Source organism: Vibrio jasicida CAIM 1864 = LMG 25398, assembly GCF_000400365.1.
GTDB lineage: Bacteria > Pseudomonadota > Gammaproteobacteria > Enterobacterales > Vibrionaceae > Vibrio > Vibrio jasicida.
The window spans coordinates 18,889-35,806 of sequence record NZ_BAOG01000149.1 but is presented as its reverse complement, the minus strand read 5'-3'; the positions used below and the strand labels follow the sequence as shown (position 1 = coordinate 35,806).

Here is a 16,918-nt window from a genome sequence, read left to right as displayed (position 1 = left end):
TTGGGCAGCGTTTGTTGGTCATTTCTACTGCGTTATCGACTTCTCATGTAGGCTAGCTACATAGCAAAGTCTCTGCCTTGTATAAATATCCAACAATTCGCTGCAAAAATCAGCTCGAAAGTTCAACAGACCCTATAATTATTCAACCCAAGTCACGCTATTTCATGGGGTCTGGTGACTTGGGTAAAAGAGCTCTGTTTGAGTTACGCAACCAGCTCTACTGCTTCACGAACCAGCTTACCAATTTCGTCCCACTGTTCGTTTTCAATTAAGCTCGGTGCCACCATCCAAGTACCACCGCAACAAACCACACGGTCGATAGCTAGGTAATCATTGACGTTGCTTTTACCGATACCGCCTGTCGGCATCAGACTCACATCAACATAAGGTGCAAGTAGTGACTTCACCATCGCGATACCGCCGCTCGCTTCTGCCGGGAAGAATTTGAGGAAGTTCAAACCCAGCTCAAGTGCTTGTTCAACCTGGCTTGGGTTATTCACACCCGGTACGATTGGCATGTTGATTTCTTGACAGCGACGCACGGTATTGGGGTTCAAACCCGGCGCGACAATAAACTCTGCACCCGCGTCTTTCGCTTGGGTAATCTGCTCTGGCGTCAGTACCGTGCCAGCACCGATGCACATTTGCGGGTAGGCATCGCGCATGGCTTTAATCGCATCGGCAGCGGCTTCTGTTCGAAACGTCACTTCTGCGACTGGCAGACCGTTTTCTACTAACACTTTCGCCAGTGGGATCGCGTGCTCAACCTTGTTGATTTGAATAACTGGAATAACTTTGAATTGCTGAAGTTGCTTAATCATTGCTTGGGACATAATACGTTCTCGGAAATTATCGAATTAGATGAGTCATGGCGTCATTTGGAATGATCGCGCCAGGATATTGAATAACGGTTGCTGCTAGTGCGTGACCGAGTTGGGCAGACTGCTCACAGCTTTGTCCGGTCAATCGTCCTGCAAGGTAACCAGCAGCAAATGAATCGCCGGCGGCACAGGTGTCGATCACTTTGACGACATTCTCGGCGCCTACGTAAGCGCTTTGCTTGTCATCACCATGCGACCAAACCAGTTTGCAAGGCTCGCAACCACGTTTAATCACGATTTCTTGGCAACCAAAGCGAAGGCAGTGCTGCTCGGCACTTTCCTCTTCACCCCACACCAAGACATCATCGTCTTCAGTGATAAGCGCAATGTCGACTAAAGGCAGAATTTGGCCGTACCAATGTTTCGCCTCTTGTACAGACCAAAGTTGAGGACGGAAGTTATTATCGAAGACAACCTTGCCTCCATCTTGTGAGAACTGATTTAATGCCTTTTTAAGCCTTGCCTTGCTGTCGTCATTTAGAATCGCAATGCTGATGCCACTTAGGTAGAGGTAGTCCAGCTCTCGGTTCGCAATCGCGGCTTCTAATTTGTTGAGCGAAGAGGTAGAGAAGTAACTTTTAACGGCTGCGCTGTCACGCCAGTATAGAAAGCTGCGTTCGCCTTCTTGGTCGGTCTGCACCATGTACAAACCCGGAAGCTGAGCTGGGAATATCTCGACAAGATCAGTCGCAATGCCTTCTTGTTGCCAGTTTTCCAGAAGCTCTTGAGAAAGTACGTCCTCCCCAAGACCGGTCGCATAAGACACTTGGACAGGCTGCTGAGCCGTTAGTCGAGAGAGGTAAAGTGCGGTATTGAGCGTGTCGCCACCAAAGCCTTTGCGAATTGGGTCGCCGCTCAGTTCAATCATGCATTCGCCAAAGAAAGCAATTTTAGTCTGGGATGAATCGGTCATCGTTCACCTACTTTGGATAGATTTAGAATGGTGGCTCGGGGGAGCCACCAGTTTGTCAGGAGCTTATGAGCGAGTTTCTGTTCGAGCCGGAAACTCTCTGCTGTTAAGCGTTTTGATTTGCCGCCGTTGCGCGATTTTGTAGAGAAGCGTCTTCTTCCAGAACACCTTTGTCAGACAGTTCCATTTCCATTAGAGCACGCTCATCATCAAGGATTGCTCGTGCCATTTCTGGTGATACTTGGTTAGCTGGAGTCACTAGGCTCATTGCCACACCAGCAGTTAGAGCAAACAAGCAAGATGGAATCACTGGGTTGCCCCAGAAAGCGGTCAGGTCAGGGCTCAGCATTACTGCAAATGAAGCAATAGACGCACCTGCCAATGTTGCCAACGCACCTTGCCAGTTGTAACGCTTCCAGAAGCGACCCAACATACCGCACACGAACATGCCAGACATGACTGTCGAGATCATCTTAGTGATGTAGCCGATGATGTCGTTCGAAGTTAGAGCGAACAGCAATGCACAACCGATCACCACAACCAAAGCCAAGCGAGAGTAATTCAACATGGATTCTTTGTTTGGCACGCGACCGGTGAACATAACGTACACATCACGCAATAAGATAGACACGCCCGCAATCGCATCCGAACTCGCACTCGACATAGTTGCTGATAGACCAGCAATCAGAACGATAAGACCAACACCTACTGGCAATACCGTTGCCGCGATGTATGGGAAAGCAAAGTTTGCATTGTTCAACTCAGGGTCAATCGCATGCGCCGCCATACCAATGACTGCTGGAATGATAGAGAAGAACAAGTACAGCACACCAGACGCCACAAATGAACGGCGGATGGTTGATACGTCTTTACCTGAGTAGATGCGTTGGCGGAATGAAGGCGTTGCAAGTACACCCACACCAATCACAACAGCAAGAGAAACCGCTGGGATTAGACCAAGCTTATCAATCGCAAGGAAACTCACCGCTTCTGGGTCCATGGCTGAGTACAGGTTATCCAAGCCGCCAATGTGCTGCACTGACAGTACCGCCATCAGGATGAAGCCAACGAATAAGATGATAGCTTGAATGGTGTCTGTCCAAACCACCGCAGTGTAGCCGCCAATAACGACGTAAATGGTAAACGCAGCTGCGATGATCATCTTCGCAGTGCTCAGCTCAATATCGGCAATCCACGCTAGGTACATACCACCACCAAGGATGTGTGCGCCCAACCAGCCAATAGAAGCGATAAAGATAAGCAGACCAACCACGTTCTTCACGATGCGGTTTGCACCTACGTAGTATGCGAGCTCTTCACTCATGGTCATAAAGTTGAGTTTACGGACTGGCGCAAACCACAGTGCCAATAACAAGATACCAATTGCGCCGCCAATGCCGTAAAGCGCACCAGCCCAACCGTTTGAATAACCAAAGCCAACCGCGCCCATACTAGAGCCCGTGCCAACCATAGTTGCTACCGTGGTACCTAATACGAGGAACAGAGGTAAGCCTCGACCACCGAGTAGAAAGTCTTCACCTGATTTTTGATTGCGAGAGACAAACCATCCCAACCAAATTAAAAATAAGACATACACACCGAAGCCGGTAAGAAAAAGTGTACTGTTCATTGAACACCTCTCATATCAAAATCCATCTTTCAGATTGATATAATTCCAGCAGCAAGTATTAGATTTTATTCCAGAAATTATCTAATTTTATTTTTATAGCATTTGCTAAATATATTAGGCACTACTGCTTTATGAAATTATATTTATGTAGGGAGTGAGAGTGCCAAAAAGATAATAACAGGAAAGTAATTATTTCCGGCACTCTATTTTATTTAATTAGGTAAAGTGTGATTTCTATCGGCGATCTTCGCGGTAGCAAGTCACATCGACTTCAACTTTCACGTCCACCACGAGGTCACACACCATGCAAATACGTGCAGGTGGGTGGTCACCAAAGAACTCTCTGAACACTTTATTGAACGATTGGAAGTAACGAGAATCCGTTAGTACCACTTTTACGTGTACCACGTCAGCTAGTGTGTAGCCTGCTTCTTCCATGATGTCGACACAGTTTTGAATCGCTAGGCGAGACTGGTCAACGATACCGCCTTCTACCACTTCGCCGTCAGTCATTGGTGTTTGACCCGATACGTATAAGAAGCCGCCCGCTTCTGTTGCACGTGCAAATGGTAAATGTTGACCGCCAGTACCTACGCCGCCTTCTACACCATAACGTTTAATTGACATAATATTCTCCAGTGATAATGCTTAATCTATAAAATTAATTAATTTAATAAGTTATTGATGGGTATTATTTCTATAAATAAATACGCCATTTCTATTTTCGGTGACTTTATCTTTTAAATAAGATAGTTCGCCATTTACAAATACAGATTCAATACCTTGCGCGACGGAAATTGGATTTTCGAACGTTGCAGTATCTTTAATTGTATTTGGGTTAAATAAAACCAAGTCTGCGTAAGCGCCTGTTTTTATTTCCCCACGATCTTTCAATTGGTAGCGTGTTGCTGACATCCCCGTCATCTTGTGAATCGCTTCTGCCAATGGGAAAAGCTGTTCTTCACGACAGTAATGTCCCAAGACTTTCGGGAATGTGCCCCACAAACGTGGATGTGGGTGCGGGTCATTTGGCAATCCGTCCGAGCCCACCATGGTCAACTTATACTTAAGGACACGTTTGACGTCGTTTTCATCCATGCAGTGATAAACCGCACCCGCAGGTTGCAACGTTTTTGCTGCTTCCATAAGAGGCAGTTGCATCTCGTCAGCAATGTCTTTCAGCATCTTGCCAGCGTGTTCAGGTTTGCTTTCAGACCAAGTGATGAAGATGTCGATTTCATCCGTCACCTGTTTTAAATCCAGCGTTGAAGAACTGGCAGAATATGGGTAGCAATCGCAAGACACGTCTTGATGCTCAGAAACCTTATCCATCAAATCCAGCACTTCTACCGTGCGTCCCCAGTTGCCTGCACCTGCACACTTAAGATGAGAAATCACCACTGGCACTTTGGCGTACTGCCCAGTTTCAAAGGCTTCTTCCATTGCGCTGATGATTTCTTCAAACTCGGTGCGCATGTGCGTGGTGTAGATACCACCGTGATGACCGAGAATTTCCGCTAGGCGCATGACTTCATCCGCGTTCGCTTGCTTGGCACTCGCATAAGCAAGACCCGAGCTCAAACCCAATGCGCCCTCTTCCATCGCTTGTGCCAGTGTTTGGCGCATTTGCTCGATTTCTTCATCGGTAGCCGTGCGCAGTAAGTCGTCCATTACGTTGTTACGTAAAGTTGTGTGACCGACTAACGCTGCAACGTTGACCGCAGGGTTCGCCGCTTGTACAGCCTTCGCATACTCCGCAAAAGTTGGGTATTTGAAGTCTTCCTGCTTGCCCAATAGGTTCATTGGGTCTGGCGGAGTATCACTGAGTACCGCAGGACTTGCGCTAATTCCGCAATTGCCTACGATTACCGTCGTCACGCCTTGGCTGATCTTTGGCAAGCAGTCAGGGTAACGAATCACATTGGTGTCATCGTGCGTGTGTACATCAATAAATCCCGGAGCCAACGCAAGACCCTGACCGTTGATAACCTTCTTTGCAGAAAGCTCGTCTAGCTGCCCTACTTGCTCAATACGATCTTGACGAATCGCAACATCAGCAATGAATGGTGCTGCACCCGTACCGTCAAATACCTCTACGCTTTTGATAATGGTATCGAACAACATACTTCACTCTCTTCGTCCGTCGTTAACATGATTCCATCTTAATAATTCTTGAAATTTAAACAGTGAAGAAACACACAAAAAACTCAGATTTGTTTGATACTTTCTAACATATTATTTATGGTAGTTAGCAACAAACACTAAATATCAACCACTTAGACCATGTTAGAAGTAGGTGCGCCATGAAAGACAATCGCCAAAAGTGTGATAAAAACTATCATAATGAGTGTGTTACCACGCCAGGTTACGGAGAAAAGGCTCAACCTGTTGCGTGCAATTCGGACGGGTTACACAGCCTGATCCATGAAGAGATCACCCTGCCCGCAGCGGTGATCAAATCTTCTTCATTGAAGAACAACCTCGATTGGATGCAGCGTTTTGCCAATCAGCACAAAGTGAAGTTGTCACCGCACGGTAAAACCACCATGACTCCCGCTTTCTTTCAGCAGCAATTAGAAAACGGCGCTTGGGGCATTACCGTCGCAACACCGGCTCAGGCAGAGATTGCGGCGCTAGGCGGAGCGAAAAACATCATCATGGCGAACCAACTAGTTGGGCGCGCAAACATGACCATCATCGCCAACTTGATTGAAACCCATGGAATCAACTTCTATTGCTGTGTGGACTCAAGCCGAAACGTCAAAGCGCTCGAACGTGCCTTCGCTGAGCATCAATTGCCGCTTAATGTACTGATTGAGTTTGGTGTCGAAGGCGGTCGCTGTGGATGCCGAAATCAACAAGATGTGGTTGAGCTCGCCACACTCATCCACCAGCAACCTCACCTTACACTCAAAGGTATCGAGGTTTACGAAGGTGTCATTCATGGTGACAATGCTGAGCAGGACATCCGTGACTTCCTCAACACCACATTGGAAATCGCAGCTCAACTACAAAACGACAAGTTGATTGAGTCCAAACCTCTGGTCACTGGCGCAGGCTCTGCTTGGTATGACGTAGTTTCTGAATGCTTTGCCAACCTAGAAGATTTTGACGCCATCATTCGCCCAGGTTGCTACGCAATTCATGACACAGGCATTTACCTAGACGCACAAAACAAAGTCATGCAGCGCGCTGAAAACAACCAAGGTGCCGCGTGTGACTTAGGTGGTGATCTGGAATCAGCACTAGAGCTTTGGGCTTATGTCATTTCTCGCCCCGAGCCAAACAAGCTAGTTGCCGGCTTTGGCAAACGTGACGTGGCGTTTGATGCTGGATTGCCAATCCCTGAGCGCGCATACCGCGAAGGTGAGTCAATCTCTATTGAAAGTGCGGTAACGACTGCTGTGATGGATCAGCACGCGTTCATCGAAGTAGACGCAAACAGCGACCTTCAAGTGGGTGATATGATAGCCTTCTCAACCTCTCATCCATGTTTAACGTTTGATAAGTGGCGTGCCGTGGCGGTTTGTGATGATGAGTATCAAGTCACTCATTGGGTGAAAACCCGTTTCTGATGATGAGCTTAGTGAGGCTTTTCGTTATACTTCATGCCAAACCAGTGGAGGCGGCACAATCGCCTCCATGTAAAAGATAGGAACACAGCTTGAGTTTAGAAGTCGATATTATCTCTCAAATCACTGAACGTTTCAGTGCGCTGCGCGATGCCGAAAAGAAGGTCGCGAAGTTGATCATGGACGACATTCAAACTGCCGCCAATGCCAGCATTACTGAACTGGCAGAAAGCGCAGAAGTGAGTGAAGCCACCATCACCCGTTTTGCTAAAGCTGTTGGCTGCAAAAACGTGCGTGATATGAAGATCAAACTGGCACAAACCTTAACGGTTGGACAACGATTCATCCTTGAGCCGCCTGACCAAAGTGGCTACCAAGGCATTTATGAGTCGATCAAGCAATCCCTTGATGTAAACCGCAGTTTGATAGTTGAAGAAGATATCGACACTGCTGTGAACTGGCTGCACAACGCAAGACAAGTAATCTGTATTGGTATGGGGGGCGGATCAACCATTGCAGCACAGGAGATGCAGCATCGCTTATTCCGTCTGGGTTACCCTGTTGTGGCTTACAACGATGGCTTGTTATCGCGCATGATTGCGGCGACGGCAGATGCGAACGATGTGTTGGTCATGATCTCAGCCACTGGCTATACCCCTGCCATCATAGAAACCGCGCAATTAGCCAAGCAGTACGGCGTGAAAGTCATTGTGATTACTCCGAAAGACACACCTTTGACTGAGCAAGCCGATTTGGTTCTGCCTATTGAACACCAAGAGACGGATTTCATCTACAAGCCATCCGCTTCTCGCTACGCGATGTTGGCTTTGGTTGATGTACTTTCGATGGCATTAGCCGTTAATCATAAGCGACGCTCACGCGATAAACTTCGTCGACTCAAAGTTGCCCTTGACTCTTACCGTGGCGGTTTGGAAAGACAGCCTCTTGGTGATTAAACCAACGTGGTCTAGATACCTAAAATCTCGCTCATAAAACTCAAACAATGAAGCCCGATGTTCAGCATCGGGCTTTTATTTTACCGAGATAAGACTTTCAATTCGGTACGATGTCTTGTTTTAATATTTAGGAAAAAATTGCTAACACATAAATAACGAAATTCATCAATAAGAAAATTCTGATTGAATGTAAGATTATCAAGATTAATACCAATTCGTACTCGAAATAATTTATAAGTTAATTAATTATTTTCCCCATCAATATTGATTAACTATTAACTTATTTTCAAACGAAATATGAACATTAAGTTTCCATTTTATTTTCGTTTCCGATAAAACTATTTGAGACTTTCATCACACTAAATTTCAAATCTCAGGAATAGACTCCGAGCCTTTCAAGCCCCCAATTTGCAGTGAGTCTATGAAACTTTCTAACCTGAGTATTAAAAGTAAAATCAGTGCGTTGATACTTGTTATCTCCGCTGCCGTCATTGCGTTATCTTTCTTCTTTACCTCTCAAATAAAACTGATTGATAGCAAGATGACAGAATTTTCTGACACTACAGTGCCAAGTATTTTATTGGTAAAAAATATTGAAATCGAAATTGGCACCTTAAGAAAAGACGAATTCTCTTTGTTGACTAATGTAAACCATGCTGAATTTAACACTTGGCTTAAAGGTTTGGATGAATCAGAAAATAAAATCGACAACTATATTGAACAATACGGTAAATCACTTTGGGATCAGCGCGACCGTGATGCTTATAATGAAGTATCGAATGCATGGTCAAAATACCGTAGCTTCAACGACAAATATTCAGAGCTATTAACCACGAAACGTATTGACGAAGCCAACGCCATGCTGCTGGATGGTTTTTCAACGTTCCAAGCACTTTCTAACTCGATTAAAGATCTGGTTGAGTTAAACCAAACCTTCATCAAAGAAGACATCAACAGCACTCACGATGTGGTAGCAGACGCCATCACTTATAGCATTATCGCGATTGTTGCTTTATTGGCATTGAGCTTTGTACTCGGCCTATTCCTCACAAAACAAATCTGCTCTCCACTGCAATACGTGGTTGAAATGGCCTCTAAGATTGCTTCCGGCGACCTTACCTACAAACTTCCGCGCAATAAAATTGGTAACGACGAGCTCGGATTATTAGCAGATGCCTGTGAAGATATGCAAGCCAAGCTACTGAGTCTGGTCGACAGCATCTCTTCCACTACCGCTCAGGTGAGCACCGCCACCGAGGAAGTGAGCGCTATTTCAGAACAAACCTCTTCTGGCATGGATGAGCAGCAGCAACAACTTAACCTGATTGCCACCGCCATGAACGAAATGCAAGCAACGGTGCATGATGTAGCAAGCAACACGGAAGCCGCTTCAGAAACTGCAAACAGCGCCTCTCAAGAAGCCAAAGAAGGCTTAGAAGTGGTTCAAGAGTGTATTGAACAGATCAACGAAGCCTCGGTCGCGATTCAATCTGTTGGCACCATGGTAAGCGAGCTAGAGCAAGACGCATCGAACATCAGCGTGGTGGTTGACGTAATTCAAGACATCGCAGAGCAAACTAACCTGCTTGCTCTCAATGCTGCAATTGAAGCTGCCCGAGCGGGTGAACAAGGCCGTGGATTTGCCGTTGTCGCTGATGAAGTTCGTACGCTAGCGAGTCGCACACAAGCATCGACAGAAGAGATCGTTGCCATTATCAGTAAACTTCAGAATTGCTCGAAAACCGCTGTATCGGCAACAAACAACAGCAGCGATTTGATTCAAGTGTGCGTTGAACAAGCTCAGCGAGCAGGTACGACGATTGGTCACATAGAACAAAGCGCTGACAACATCGCTGAAAAGAGCATCCAAATCGCGAGTGCGTGCAGTGAGCAGAGCTCTGTGACTGAAGAGCTGCATCGCAATGTTGAACACATCAACCAGTTCTCTAGCGAAGTCGCAACAGGCTCTCGTCAAACCGCGATAGCGTGCCGAGACTTAAGTGAACTGGCAGTTGGTCTACAAGAAATCGTCAGTCAATTTAAAACGGCTTAAACAGCCATTAAAGGTTGCGTTAACTTTGTCCTAGCGCGCTCTGTAAAGCCCGATGCTCAACCATCGGGCTTTGCTTTATCTAGCCGTTTCTTTACGCGTGCACGGTAAACCTGATCCTTGTCTCGATTCTTTAATTTATCTTTCCTAATCCCACCAACATCACGGTAACCCACTATATTTGAATGAGAATATTCTTAGAGACGCATTCAAGAGTGAGGCCAGTTTCAATAATTAATCAATTGATGAATATTGAAGGAATTAACTTCCTAGCCGGACAAAACTGACTCACGTTACACTGAATGCAGTCCCACACTCTTCTATAGCTTGATACGATTTCGAGCTCACCTTCTTAGAGGAAGCGTCGCATGATGAAGCGAATCATTCTTGGCACCCTAGCCCTGACTCTTTTAACTGCCTGTTCCAAAGATGACGGGCAGCAAGCCCTTGGCACACTAGAGCGTGACCGTGTAACCTTTACTGCAACCTCTAGCGAGATAATTCGTGCCTTACCCATCAAGGAAGGTAGCCAAGTGACTGAGGGTGAAGTACTGGTTCAGCTCGATACAAAGAACCAAGAAGCCGTTTTAGCTCATGCAGTCGCCGAGCAAGCCAAAGCGGACGCTTACCTTTTGAAATTGGCCAATGGTGAACGACCAGAAGACATTGCCGCAGCGCAAGCACGCGTTGCCAGAGCGGAAGCTCAATTGGTTGAAGCGCAAAAGAACTACCAACGTAAAGCGGAGTTAGTTCGCAAGAAACTCATCAGCCAATCAGAAAAAGACACCGCTTTAGCAGCCAGAGATTCTGCCCGTGCAGAGCTAGACTCCTCACAAGAAGAGTTCGGTAAACTGACGGCTGGCTCTCGCCCTGAAGATATTGAACAAGCGAAAGCCGCACTCATGGCAGCAAAAGCCGATGTGGCACTGCAAGAACAAAAACTGGCAGAACTGACCATCACTGCCACGCGTGACGGCTTACTCGACAACCTACCGTTTAACCTTGGCGAACGCGTTCCTGTGAATGGCGTGGTTGCTGTAATACAAGCCAGCCGCGTCCCATACGCTCGCGTTTATGTTCCTGCTAACTATCGAGTCGAATTTGTGCCGGGTAAAACGGTTAACGTGCATGTAGATGGCGTTGAGCAGCCATATGCGGGCACCGTTCGCTGGGTTGCGACTGAGCCTTCATTTACGCCTTATTTCGCGCTCACCGAGGAAGAACGCTCGCGGTTGATGTACTTAGCAGAAGTCGACCTTCAAGACTCAGCACAATCCTTGCCTTCAGGTATTCCAGCGCAAGTGGATTTGGTGGAGTAAGCCAATGACCGAATACGCGATTCAAGCTGAAAATGTAGTGAAGAAGTTTGGTGACTTCACCGCCATCAACAACATCACGCTTAATGTGCCCAAGGGCAGTATTTATGGTTTTCTTGGCCCCAACGGCTGCGGTAAATCGACAACCATTCGTGTGCTGACTGGCTTGCTTAGCCCAAGTAAGGGCAATGTCGACGTACTCGGGCTAGAGATCCCAAAACAATCTGAGCTTCTGCGCCTCAAGATTGGCTACATGACGCAAAAGTTCTCCCTCTATGATGACCTGACGGTTCAAGAGAATCTTGAGTTTATTGGACAAATCTTTGGTATGGAAACCAAGGCACTAAAAGCTCGCATCGAAGAACAACTAGCCACCTACGGTCTCGACCAGTTACGTAAACAGCGCGTCGGCGGAATGAGTGGCGGCCAGAAACAACGCTTGTCTCTCGCCGCAGCCACCATGCACAAACCAGAACTGTTGTTTCTCGATGAACCCACATCTGCGGTTGACCCAGAGAACCGACGCGATTTCTGGGAGCAATTGTTTGATCTCTCTGACCAAGGCACGACGATTTTGGTCACTACGCATTACATGGATGAAGCAGAGCGCTGCCATCGTCTGGCTATTATGGAAGCAGGCGAAATCCGCGCCGATGGTGAGCCAGAAGAACTCATGGCGCAAATGGGCGTTAACATCGTCGAAGTCAAAGCGGATAACTTACGCGAGCTAAAAGAGAAAGTCATTCGACGCGAAGAAGTCCGTTCTGCCGCACAGCTCGGCATTCGCTTACGCATTTTAATCCACCAACACATCGAACAACCGATCGAATGGTTAACCCAAACCTTTCCTGAGCTTGATGGCTGCGAGATGAACATTGCTCGCCCGAGCTTGGAAGATGTGTTTGTCAGTGTTACGGGAGAAGGTCGCCAATGATGAAATCTATTGCCCGTATGAAAGCGGTGATGATCAAAGAGATCCGTCAGCTTTCACGTGACCGCATTACCTTTGGCATGGTCGTGATGATCCCGTTGATTCAGCTCCTGCTGTTCGGCTTTGCCATTAATACCGATATTCGCAACATTCCCGTTGGCGTCGTCGATCAAAGTGGCAGTACTGCCGGACGCGTGATTACCGAGTCCGTCAAGGTCACGCAAGTGGTCGATGTGGTCGAAACCTTCGCTACCGCTTCTGAAGCTGAGCAAGCCATTCAAGACGGTTTGGTGCGAGCGGCTTTAATTCTGCCTAGCGACTTAACCCAACGTATGGTGCAAGGTCGAGAACTTGGGCAGTGGATTGTGGATGGTTCAGACACCATGATCAGTTCTGCGATTCTCTCACTACAAACCATGCCGTTAACGGATTTTGATTTTGAGATACGCCCTGCCCCAACTAAAACCTTTGAAGTTGCGCTGTATTACAACCCGAGTCGGCGCTCGGCGGTGAACATTGTCCCTGGTTTATTGGGCGTAATTCTGACCATGACGATGATCTTGTTCACCAGTGCAGCCATTGTTCGAGAACGGGAACGAGGCAATTTAGAGTTACTGATTACTACGCCAATCCATTCCATAGAACTCATGGTAGCGAAGATCATTCCCTACATCTTTGTTGGTTTAATACAGGTATTTATAATTTTGGGCTTAGGGCACTGGATATTTGGTGTACCGATAAACGGCGCCATTAGTCAGATACTGTTTGGCACGCTGTTGTTTATCGCCGCGAGTTTAACTTTAGGTTTGGTGATATCCACTATTGCGACGACACAGCTTCAGGCCATGCAGATGACGGTGTTTATTCTTTTGCCATCGATTCTTCTGTCCGGATTTATGTTCCCGTATGAAGGAATGCCCGTCGCGGCACAATGGATATCCGAAGCGCTCCCAGCGACTCACTTTATGCGCATCATTCGCGGTGTGGTGCTACGTGGGGCAGATTTGATGGAGCTATGGCGGGATACGGTTTGGTTGCTTGGCTTCACGGTCGTCGGATTGGTCATCGCCTCATTGCGCTTTAAGAAATCTCTCGATTAACACTTGTGATACAAGAAACAATAACGCCTCCAAATTCGGAGGCGTTATTGATCAAAGCGAGTAGAACATCAATAGTACTCACCGAGTGAACAATCGTGCAAATCGGAGATAATGTAGTTTCTCAACGAGTTGATTTTAAAATTAAAAACCACTTGTTTGCATACGTTCCTACTGCGGTCACTGTAAGTAATATAGCCTTCACCATAAGCACGTTTGCCACTGGTTGAAGTGATGTCGGCATCCAGCTCTAAGTGTGCTTTGTGTGCATCGACACGTTCCATCATCTGTGGAACATCAAGCCACTCTTCTCGATTGGCCATTTGGATCAGCATTGATTCCGCCTGTGTTTCCAGCTTTTGCGGATAAACGTAGAAACGGTTATAGGCAAAATAGGCGCTCATCAAAATAATAATTAACACTGCTGAGGTAGTTCTTGTCATGCAAGTTGCCTCTTATCGTTATGAATTTCTGCTTTTCTCTATAATTTCAGTATAGGAAGCGGATGAAGTTTAGGTTAAAGAATTCACCCAAATAACAGGCGACGGTCAGAGTCGGTCAATTCCATGACAAGCCGTCGCCTGATTTAACCTAATTCTAAATAACTAGACACCTTGCAGCTCTTTAGTGCTAAAAGTTACTTTTACTTATCAATAGGGAATAGCTTGTTCTCAAAGACAGTGGCATAAATTGGTACGTCTTTTAGCTTGTTGATGTCGATTTTATAAGGGTCCTCTTCGAGTACCGTAAAGTTGGCAACCTTACCTACCTCGATACTGCCGAGGGTGTCTTCCATTCCCCAAGAGTACGCGGCTTCTATAGTGATGCCTTTTAGTGCGGCTTCACGAGATAGGGCCAAGTCTTTGCGTAATACATTGCCATTGTTGGTTTGACGGGTAGCGGCGCTCCAAGCAAGTAATAGAGGATCCGCCGGGGCCATTGGCATATCTGAATGCAATGAGACTGGGATCTGCTCTTTCTCTATGGTCGCCAGACGCACCATGGCATGAGCACGCTCTTCACCTAAACCGACTTCACCAAAACGGTCACCAAAGCCAGTGACGTAATATGGATTCACACTGATGATAGCTCCGAGTTCTTTCAGTTCCTTGACTTGCTCGTCGGTCGAATTGGCAAAATGAACAATCGTAAAACGGTGGTTATCACGTGGGTATTCAGCTTGACGACGTTTCAAAATTTCAATCAGCTTTTCAACGCCTTCATCACCGTTTACATGAACGAGTATTTGGTAATCCTTCTCCCAGAACAGCTTGGTGATGTCTTCAACTTCTTGAGGACTTTGAATCCACTCGCCATGGTGGCCATCCAGATAACCGTCTTTCATCATCATTAACTGAGAGATGATCGCACCATCGAACAGTAGCTTAACTTGGTTTTTAAAGAAGCGAACTTTGCCTTCATCAGGGAAGGTTTTGGTGATTTCTTCAACCGCTTGAACCACACCCTCTTTGCCCTTCAAGAAGTACGGTGACTTACTCTCTGGTGTAAAGAAGGAGTACATTGGCGTTTCATCAGCCCCCAAGATCTCTTTATACAGACCCACCATATCCTCTGGTATGAACGCGCCAGGTTCGTTGTAAGCTGTTACCCCTTTCTCGTGCAGCATTTCTACCATTTGCTCTAGTCCGGCACGGAATCTTGCTTCACTACCAAGATCTTTGTAGATACGCGGTAACAAGTAAATCAGTGCACCACCTTCCCAGAAATGCCCATTTTCCAGATCTGCCTGAGCTGCTACCTCTTTACCTTGCTTATCAATATCTGCTTGGTTAAGACCAAACTTTTCAATAAAGGCAGAGTTGACGTAGAACTCATGTGCCGAACGATGCCATACACCGATTGGACGTGTTTTCGAGATCTTATCAAGATCAGCGCGCGTCAATTCACCATGGAAGAAGTTGTTGTAGCCCCACGTCCACAATACTTCATTTGGATCCTTCATCTCTTTTTCAACGGCAGTCAGCGCGGCCAGATACTCTTCATGTCCATTCACCGCAGGCCAAGTACGGCTTGGTAACTGCCACTCTTCAGGAGCAATGACCGGCATGCTCAGCGTAAGTGCACCAAGGAACGGATGAAGGTGCTGCTCAATAAAGCCAGGCATGATCACCTTGTCCTCTAAGTCGACTTTATCCGCATTTGGGAACTGCTTCAGCGCCTGCGCTTCTTGTCCAACAAAGACAATCTTGCCGTCATCGTCCGCTACAACTGCCTCTACACGAGGTTGGTCTTCATCCATTGTGATGATGGTATCAGCCAGATAGATCGTTTCACCGCTTTCCACAGGCGCAGTTGCTTGAGCTTGCTCTTCTACCTGAGCCTCAGGTTTTGGCTTTTGTTGTGGTTGTTTCGCTTCTTCTGCTGGGCTGCATCCTGCCACGGTACCAATTAACCCTAGGATGACACCTGCCACTAACGTTCGTTTGAATGGTTTCATTTCTAACCCTTATATCACCAGTTTATTTACTGCTTTAGTTATGGAATCTCGTTCCAAAAAAGAAAGAGGAGCATGGTGTATAAAGTAAAGACCGCTTTTGTCAGGGGTGAACCGATTTCGCTCACAATCTTGAGAATGAAACAGGAATTAATTCATAACGTTACCTATCACCGTCGTTACCAAGCGATGATCAGAACCATTTGGATGGCTTGTCGACTTGCGAGAACAAATGGTCCTCTCTACGCTTTCCGATTTAAGCCAGAGGTGATCAATCCCTATCATGACGAAAGTAGGAACCGGCAAGCCCTTTACTGATGTTGGCCAACTGGCAACAGGTTGAGTTTGGAAACGAGAAAACAGCCCATTAAACCTATGGCTTGCAGCAGAAAGATTGAAATCCCCTATCACGATCATTTCTGGTGTTGGGTACAAATCAGTAAGAGTTTCTATGGTTCGAATCAGTGCATTGCGGCGTTGCCATAACGGCTCTGTTCTTGGCGAGGGTGGATGCGCCGTCATTAAAGTAATAGGGTTGTCTACTTGCCATGTTGCTCGAATCACCTCTTGACCATCTGGAGTGTGATAAATCGAAACTGGCTCCAAAGGATAACGGCTCAAAATCATCTGATTTGACGGGTAACCAACGCCGCGCTGGCCGCCGTAATAGATAGGATAAATGTCGTCGAGAAGATGAAGCTTCTCCCCCACTTGAGGCGAGAGCTCTTGCATCACCACCAAATCCGCAGGGTGTTTAAGCAAGTAATTAATGAACTGATTAATGTCCGGATTTTCGTAGAACAGGTTGAATTGGACTATTGTCAGCGGATTTTCGCAGGTTTGGTTGTTTGTGATTTGAGTGGGTAAGAGAAACGCAATAGAAGCCAAACCAATCAAGGTAGCAGCAATGGCTTTCGCCCAGTGACGACAAACCAAAAGTACCAGAGCAAAGCCTAGGTAGACGAATAAAAGGAGAGCGGGAATCGAGGTTAGATTCTCCGCCCACCAAATATCATGGTATTGCCTTGCCACCAGCCAAATTGAAGCGGGTAAAAACAACACAATCCATTTAATGACTCTTAGCACACGCACGGCTCATTTAGCGATTACATATCATAAG

14 protein-coding genes are annotated in these 16,918 nt (G+C 46.7%); 6 read left to right on the top strand and 8 right to left on the bottom strand.

What is annotated here, in order from left to right; genetic code table 11:
* Positions 1-203: 203 nt before the first annotated feature.
* From VJL_RS25305 to VJL_RS25285, 5 genes are all read right to left on the bottom strand, one after another.
* Positions 204-833: a bifunctional 4-hydroxy-2-oxoglutarate aldolase/2-dehydro-3-deoxy-phosphogluconate aldolase gene (locus tag VJL_RS25305; protein ID WP_038882113.1), complete on the bottom strand. Its 630-nt coding sequence runs from the start codon at positions 831-833 to the stop codon at positions 204-206.
* A gap of 16 nt (positions 834-849) precedes the next feature.
* Positions 850-1,794: a sugar kinase gene (locus tag VJL_RS25300; RefSeq protein ID WP_038882111.1), complete on the bottom strand. Its 945-nt coding sequence runs from the start codon at positions 1,792-1,794 to the stop codon at positions 850-852.
* 103 nt (positions 1,795-1,897) lie between these two features.
* The gene (locus VJL_RS25295; protein ID WP_038882110.1) at positions 1,898-3,421 is read right to left on the bottom strand and encodes a sodium:solute symporter family protein; all 1,524 of its coding nucleotides are present in this window, start codon (positions 3,419-3,421) and stop codon (positions 1,898-1,900) included.
* 234 nt (positions 3,422-3,655) lie between these two features.
* On the bottom strand, positions 3,656-4,048 hold the full coding sequence (locus VJL_RS25290; RefSeq protein WP_005425100.1) for a RidA family protein: 393 nt from the start codon (positions 4,046-4,048) through the stop codon (positions 3,656-3,658).
* A 51-nt stretch (positions 4,049-4,099) separates the two neighbouring features.
* A complete protein-coding gene (locus VJL_RS25285; protein ID WP_038882109.1) occupies positions 4,100-5,545 on the bottom strand; it encodes an N-acyl-D-amino-acid deacylase family protein in 1,446 nt (481 codons plus the stop codon).
* 179 nt (positions 5,546-5,724) lie between these two features.
* Between VJL_RS25285 and VJL_RS25280 the strand changes: the two genes are divergently transcribed.
* The 6 genes from VJL_RS25280 to VJL_RS25255 all read left to right on the top strand — a co-directional run bounded on the left by VJL_RS25280 (position 5,725) and on the right by VJL_RS25255 (position 13,346).
* Positions 5,725-6,996 (top strand): amino acid deaminase, encoded by a 1,272-nt coding sequence (locus VJL_RS25280; protein ID WP_038882107.1) that lies wholly within the window; start codon positions 5,725-5,727, stop codon positions 6,994-6,996.
* A gap of 89 nt (positions 6,997-7,085) precedes the next feature.
* Positions 7,086-7,949 carry a MurR/RpiR family transcriptional regulator gene (locus VJL_RS25275; RefSeq protein ID WP_005425077.1) on the top strand — a complete coding sequence of 288 codons (864 nt, stop codon included), beginning with the start codon at positions 7,086-7,088 and terminating at the stop codon, positions 7,947-7,949.
* Positions 7,950-8,370: 421 nt separating this feature from the next.
* A complete protein-coding gene (locus tag VJL_RS25270) occupies positions 8,371-10,002 on the top strand; it encodes a methyl-accepting chemotaxis protein (protein WP_038882105.1) in 1,632 nt (543 codons plus the stop codon).
* 365 nt (positions 10,003-10,367) lie between these two features.
* Positions 10,368-11,318, top strand: a complete 951-nt coding sequence (locus tag VJL_RS25265; RefSeq protein WP_439654176.1) for an HlyD family secretion protein — start codon at positions 10,368-10,370, stop codon at positions 11,316-11,318.
* Positions 11,319-11,322: 4 nt separating this feature from the next.
* On the top strand, positions 11,323-12,249 hold the full coding sequence (locus VJL_RS25260) for an ABC transporter ATP-binding protein (RefSeq protein WP_038882103.1): 927 nt from the start codon (positions 11,323-11,325) through the stop codon (positions 12,247-12,249).
* Positions 12,249-13,346, top strand: a complete 1,098-nt coding sequence (locus tag VJL_RS25255) for an ABC transporter permease (RefSeq protein WP_038882101.1) — start codon at positions 12,249-12,251, stop codon at positions 13,344-13,346. The genes VJL_RS25260 and VJL_RS25255 overlap by 1 nt, the downstream gene beginning before the upstream one ends.
* Before the next feature lie 68 nt (positions 13,347-13,414).
* Here VJL_RS25255 and VJL_RS25250 read toward each other — a convergent pair whose 3' ends face one another.
* The 3 genes from VJL_RS25250 to VJL_RS25240 form a co-directional block, all read right to left on the bottom strand.
* The gene (locus VJL_RS25250; protein WP_171374330.1) at positions 13,415-13,786 is read right to left on the bottom strand and encodes a hypothetical protein; all 372 of its coding nucleotides are present in this window, start codon (positions 13,784-13,786) and stop codon (positions 13,415-13,417) included.
* A gap of 200 nt (positions 13,787-13,986) precedes the next feature.
* Positions 13,987-15,801: an amidohydrolase gene (locus VJL_RS25245; protein ID WP_038882099.1), complete on the bottom strand. Its 1,815-nt coding sequence runs from the start codon at positions 15,799-15,801 to the stop codon at positions 13,987-13,989.
* A gap of 147 nt (positions 15,802-15,948) precedes the next feature.
* Positions 15,949-16,884 (bottom strand): endonuclease/exonuclease/phosphatase family protein, encoded by a 936-nt coding sequence (locus VJL_RS25240; RefSeq protein ID WP_038882097.1) that lies wholly within the window; start codon positions 16,882-16,884, stop codon positions 15,949-15,951.
* Positions 16,885-16,918 lie beyond the last annotated feature (34 nt).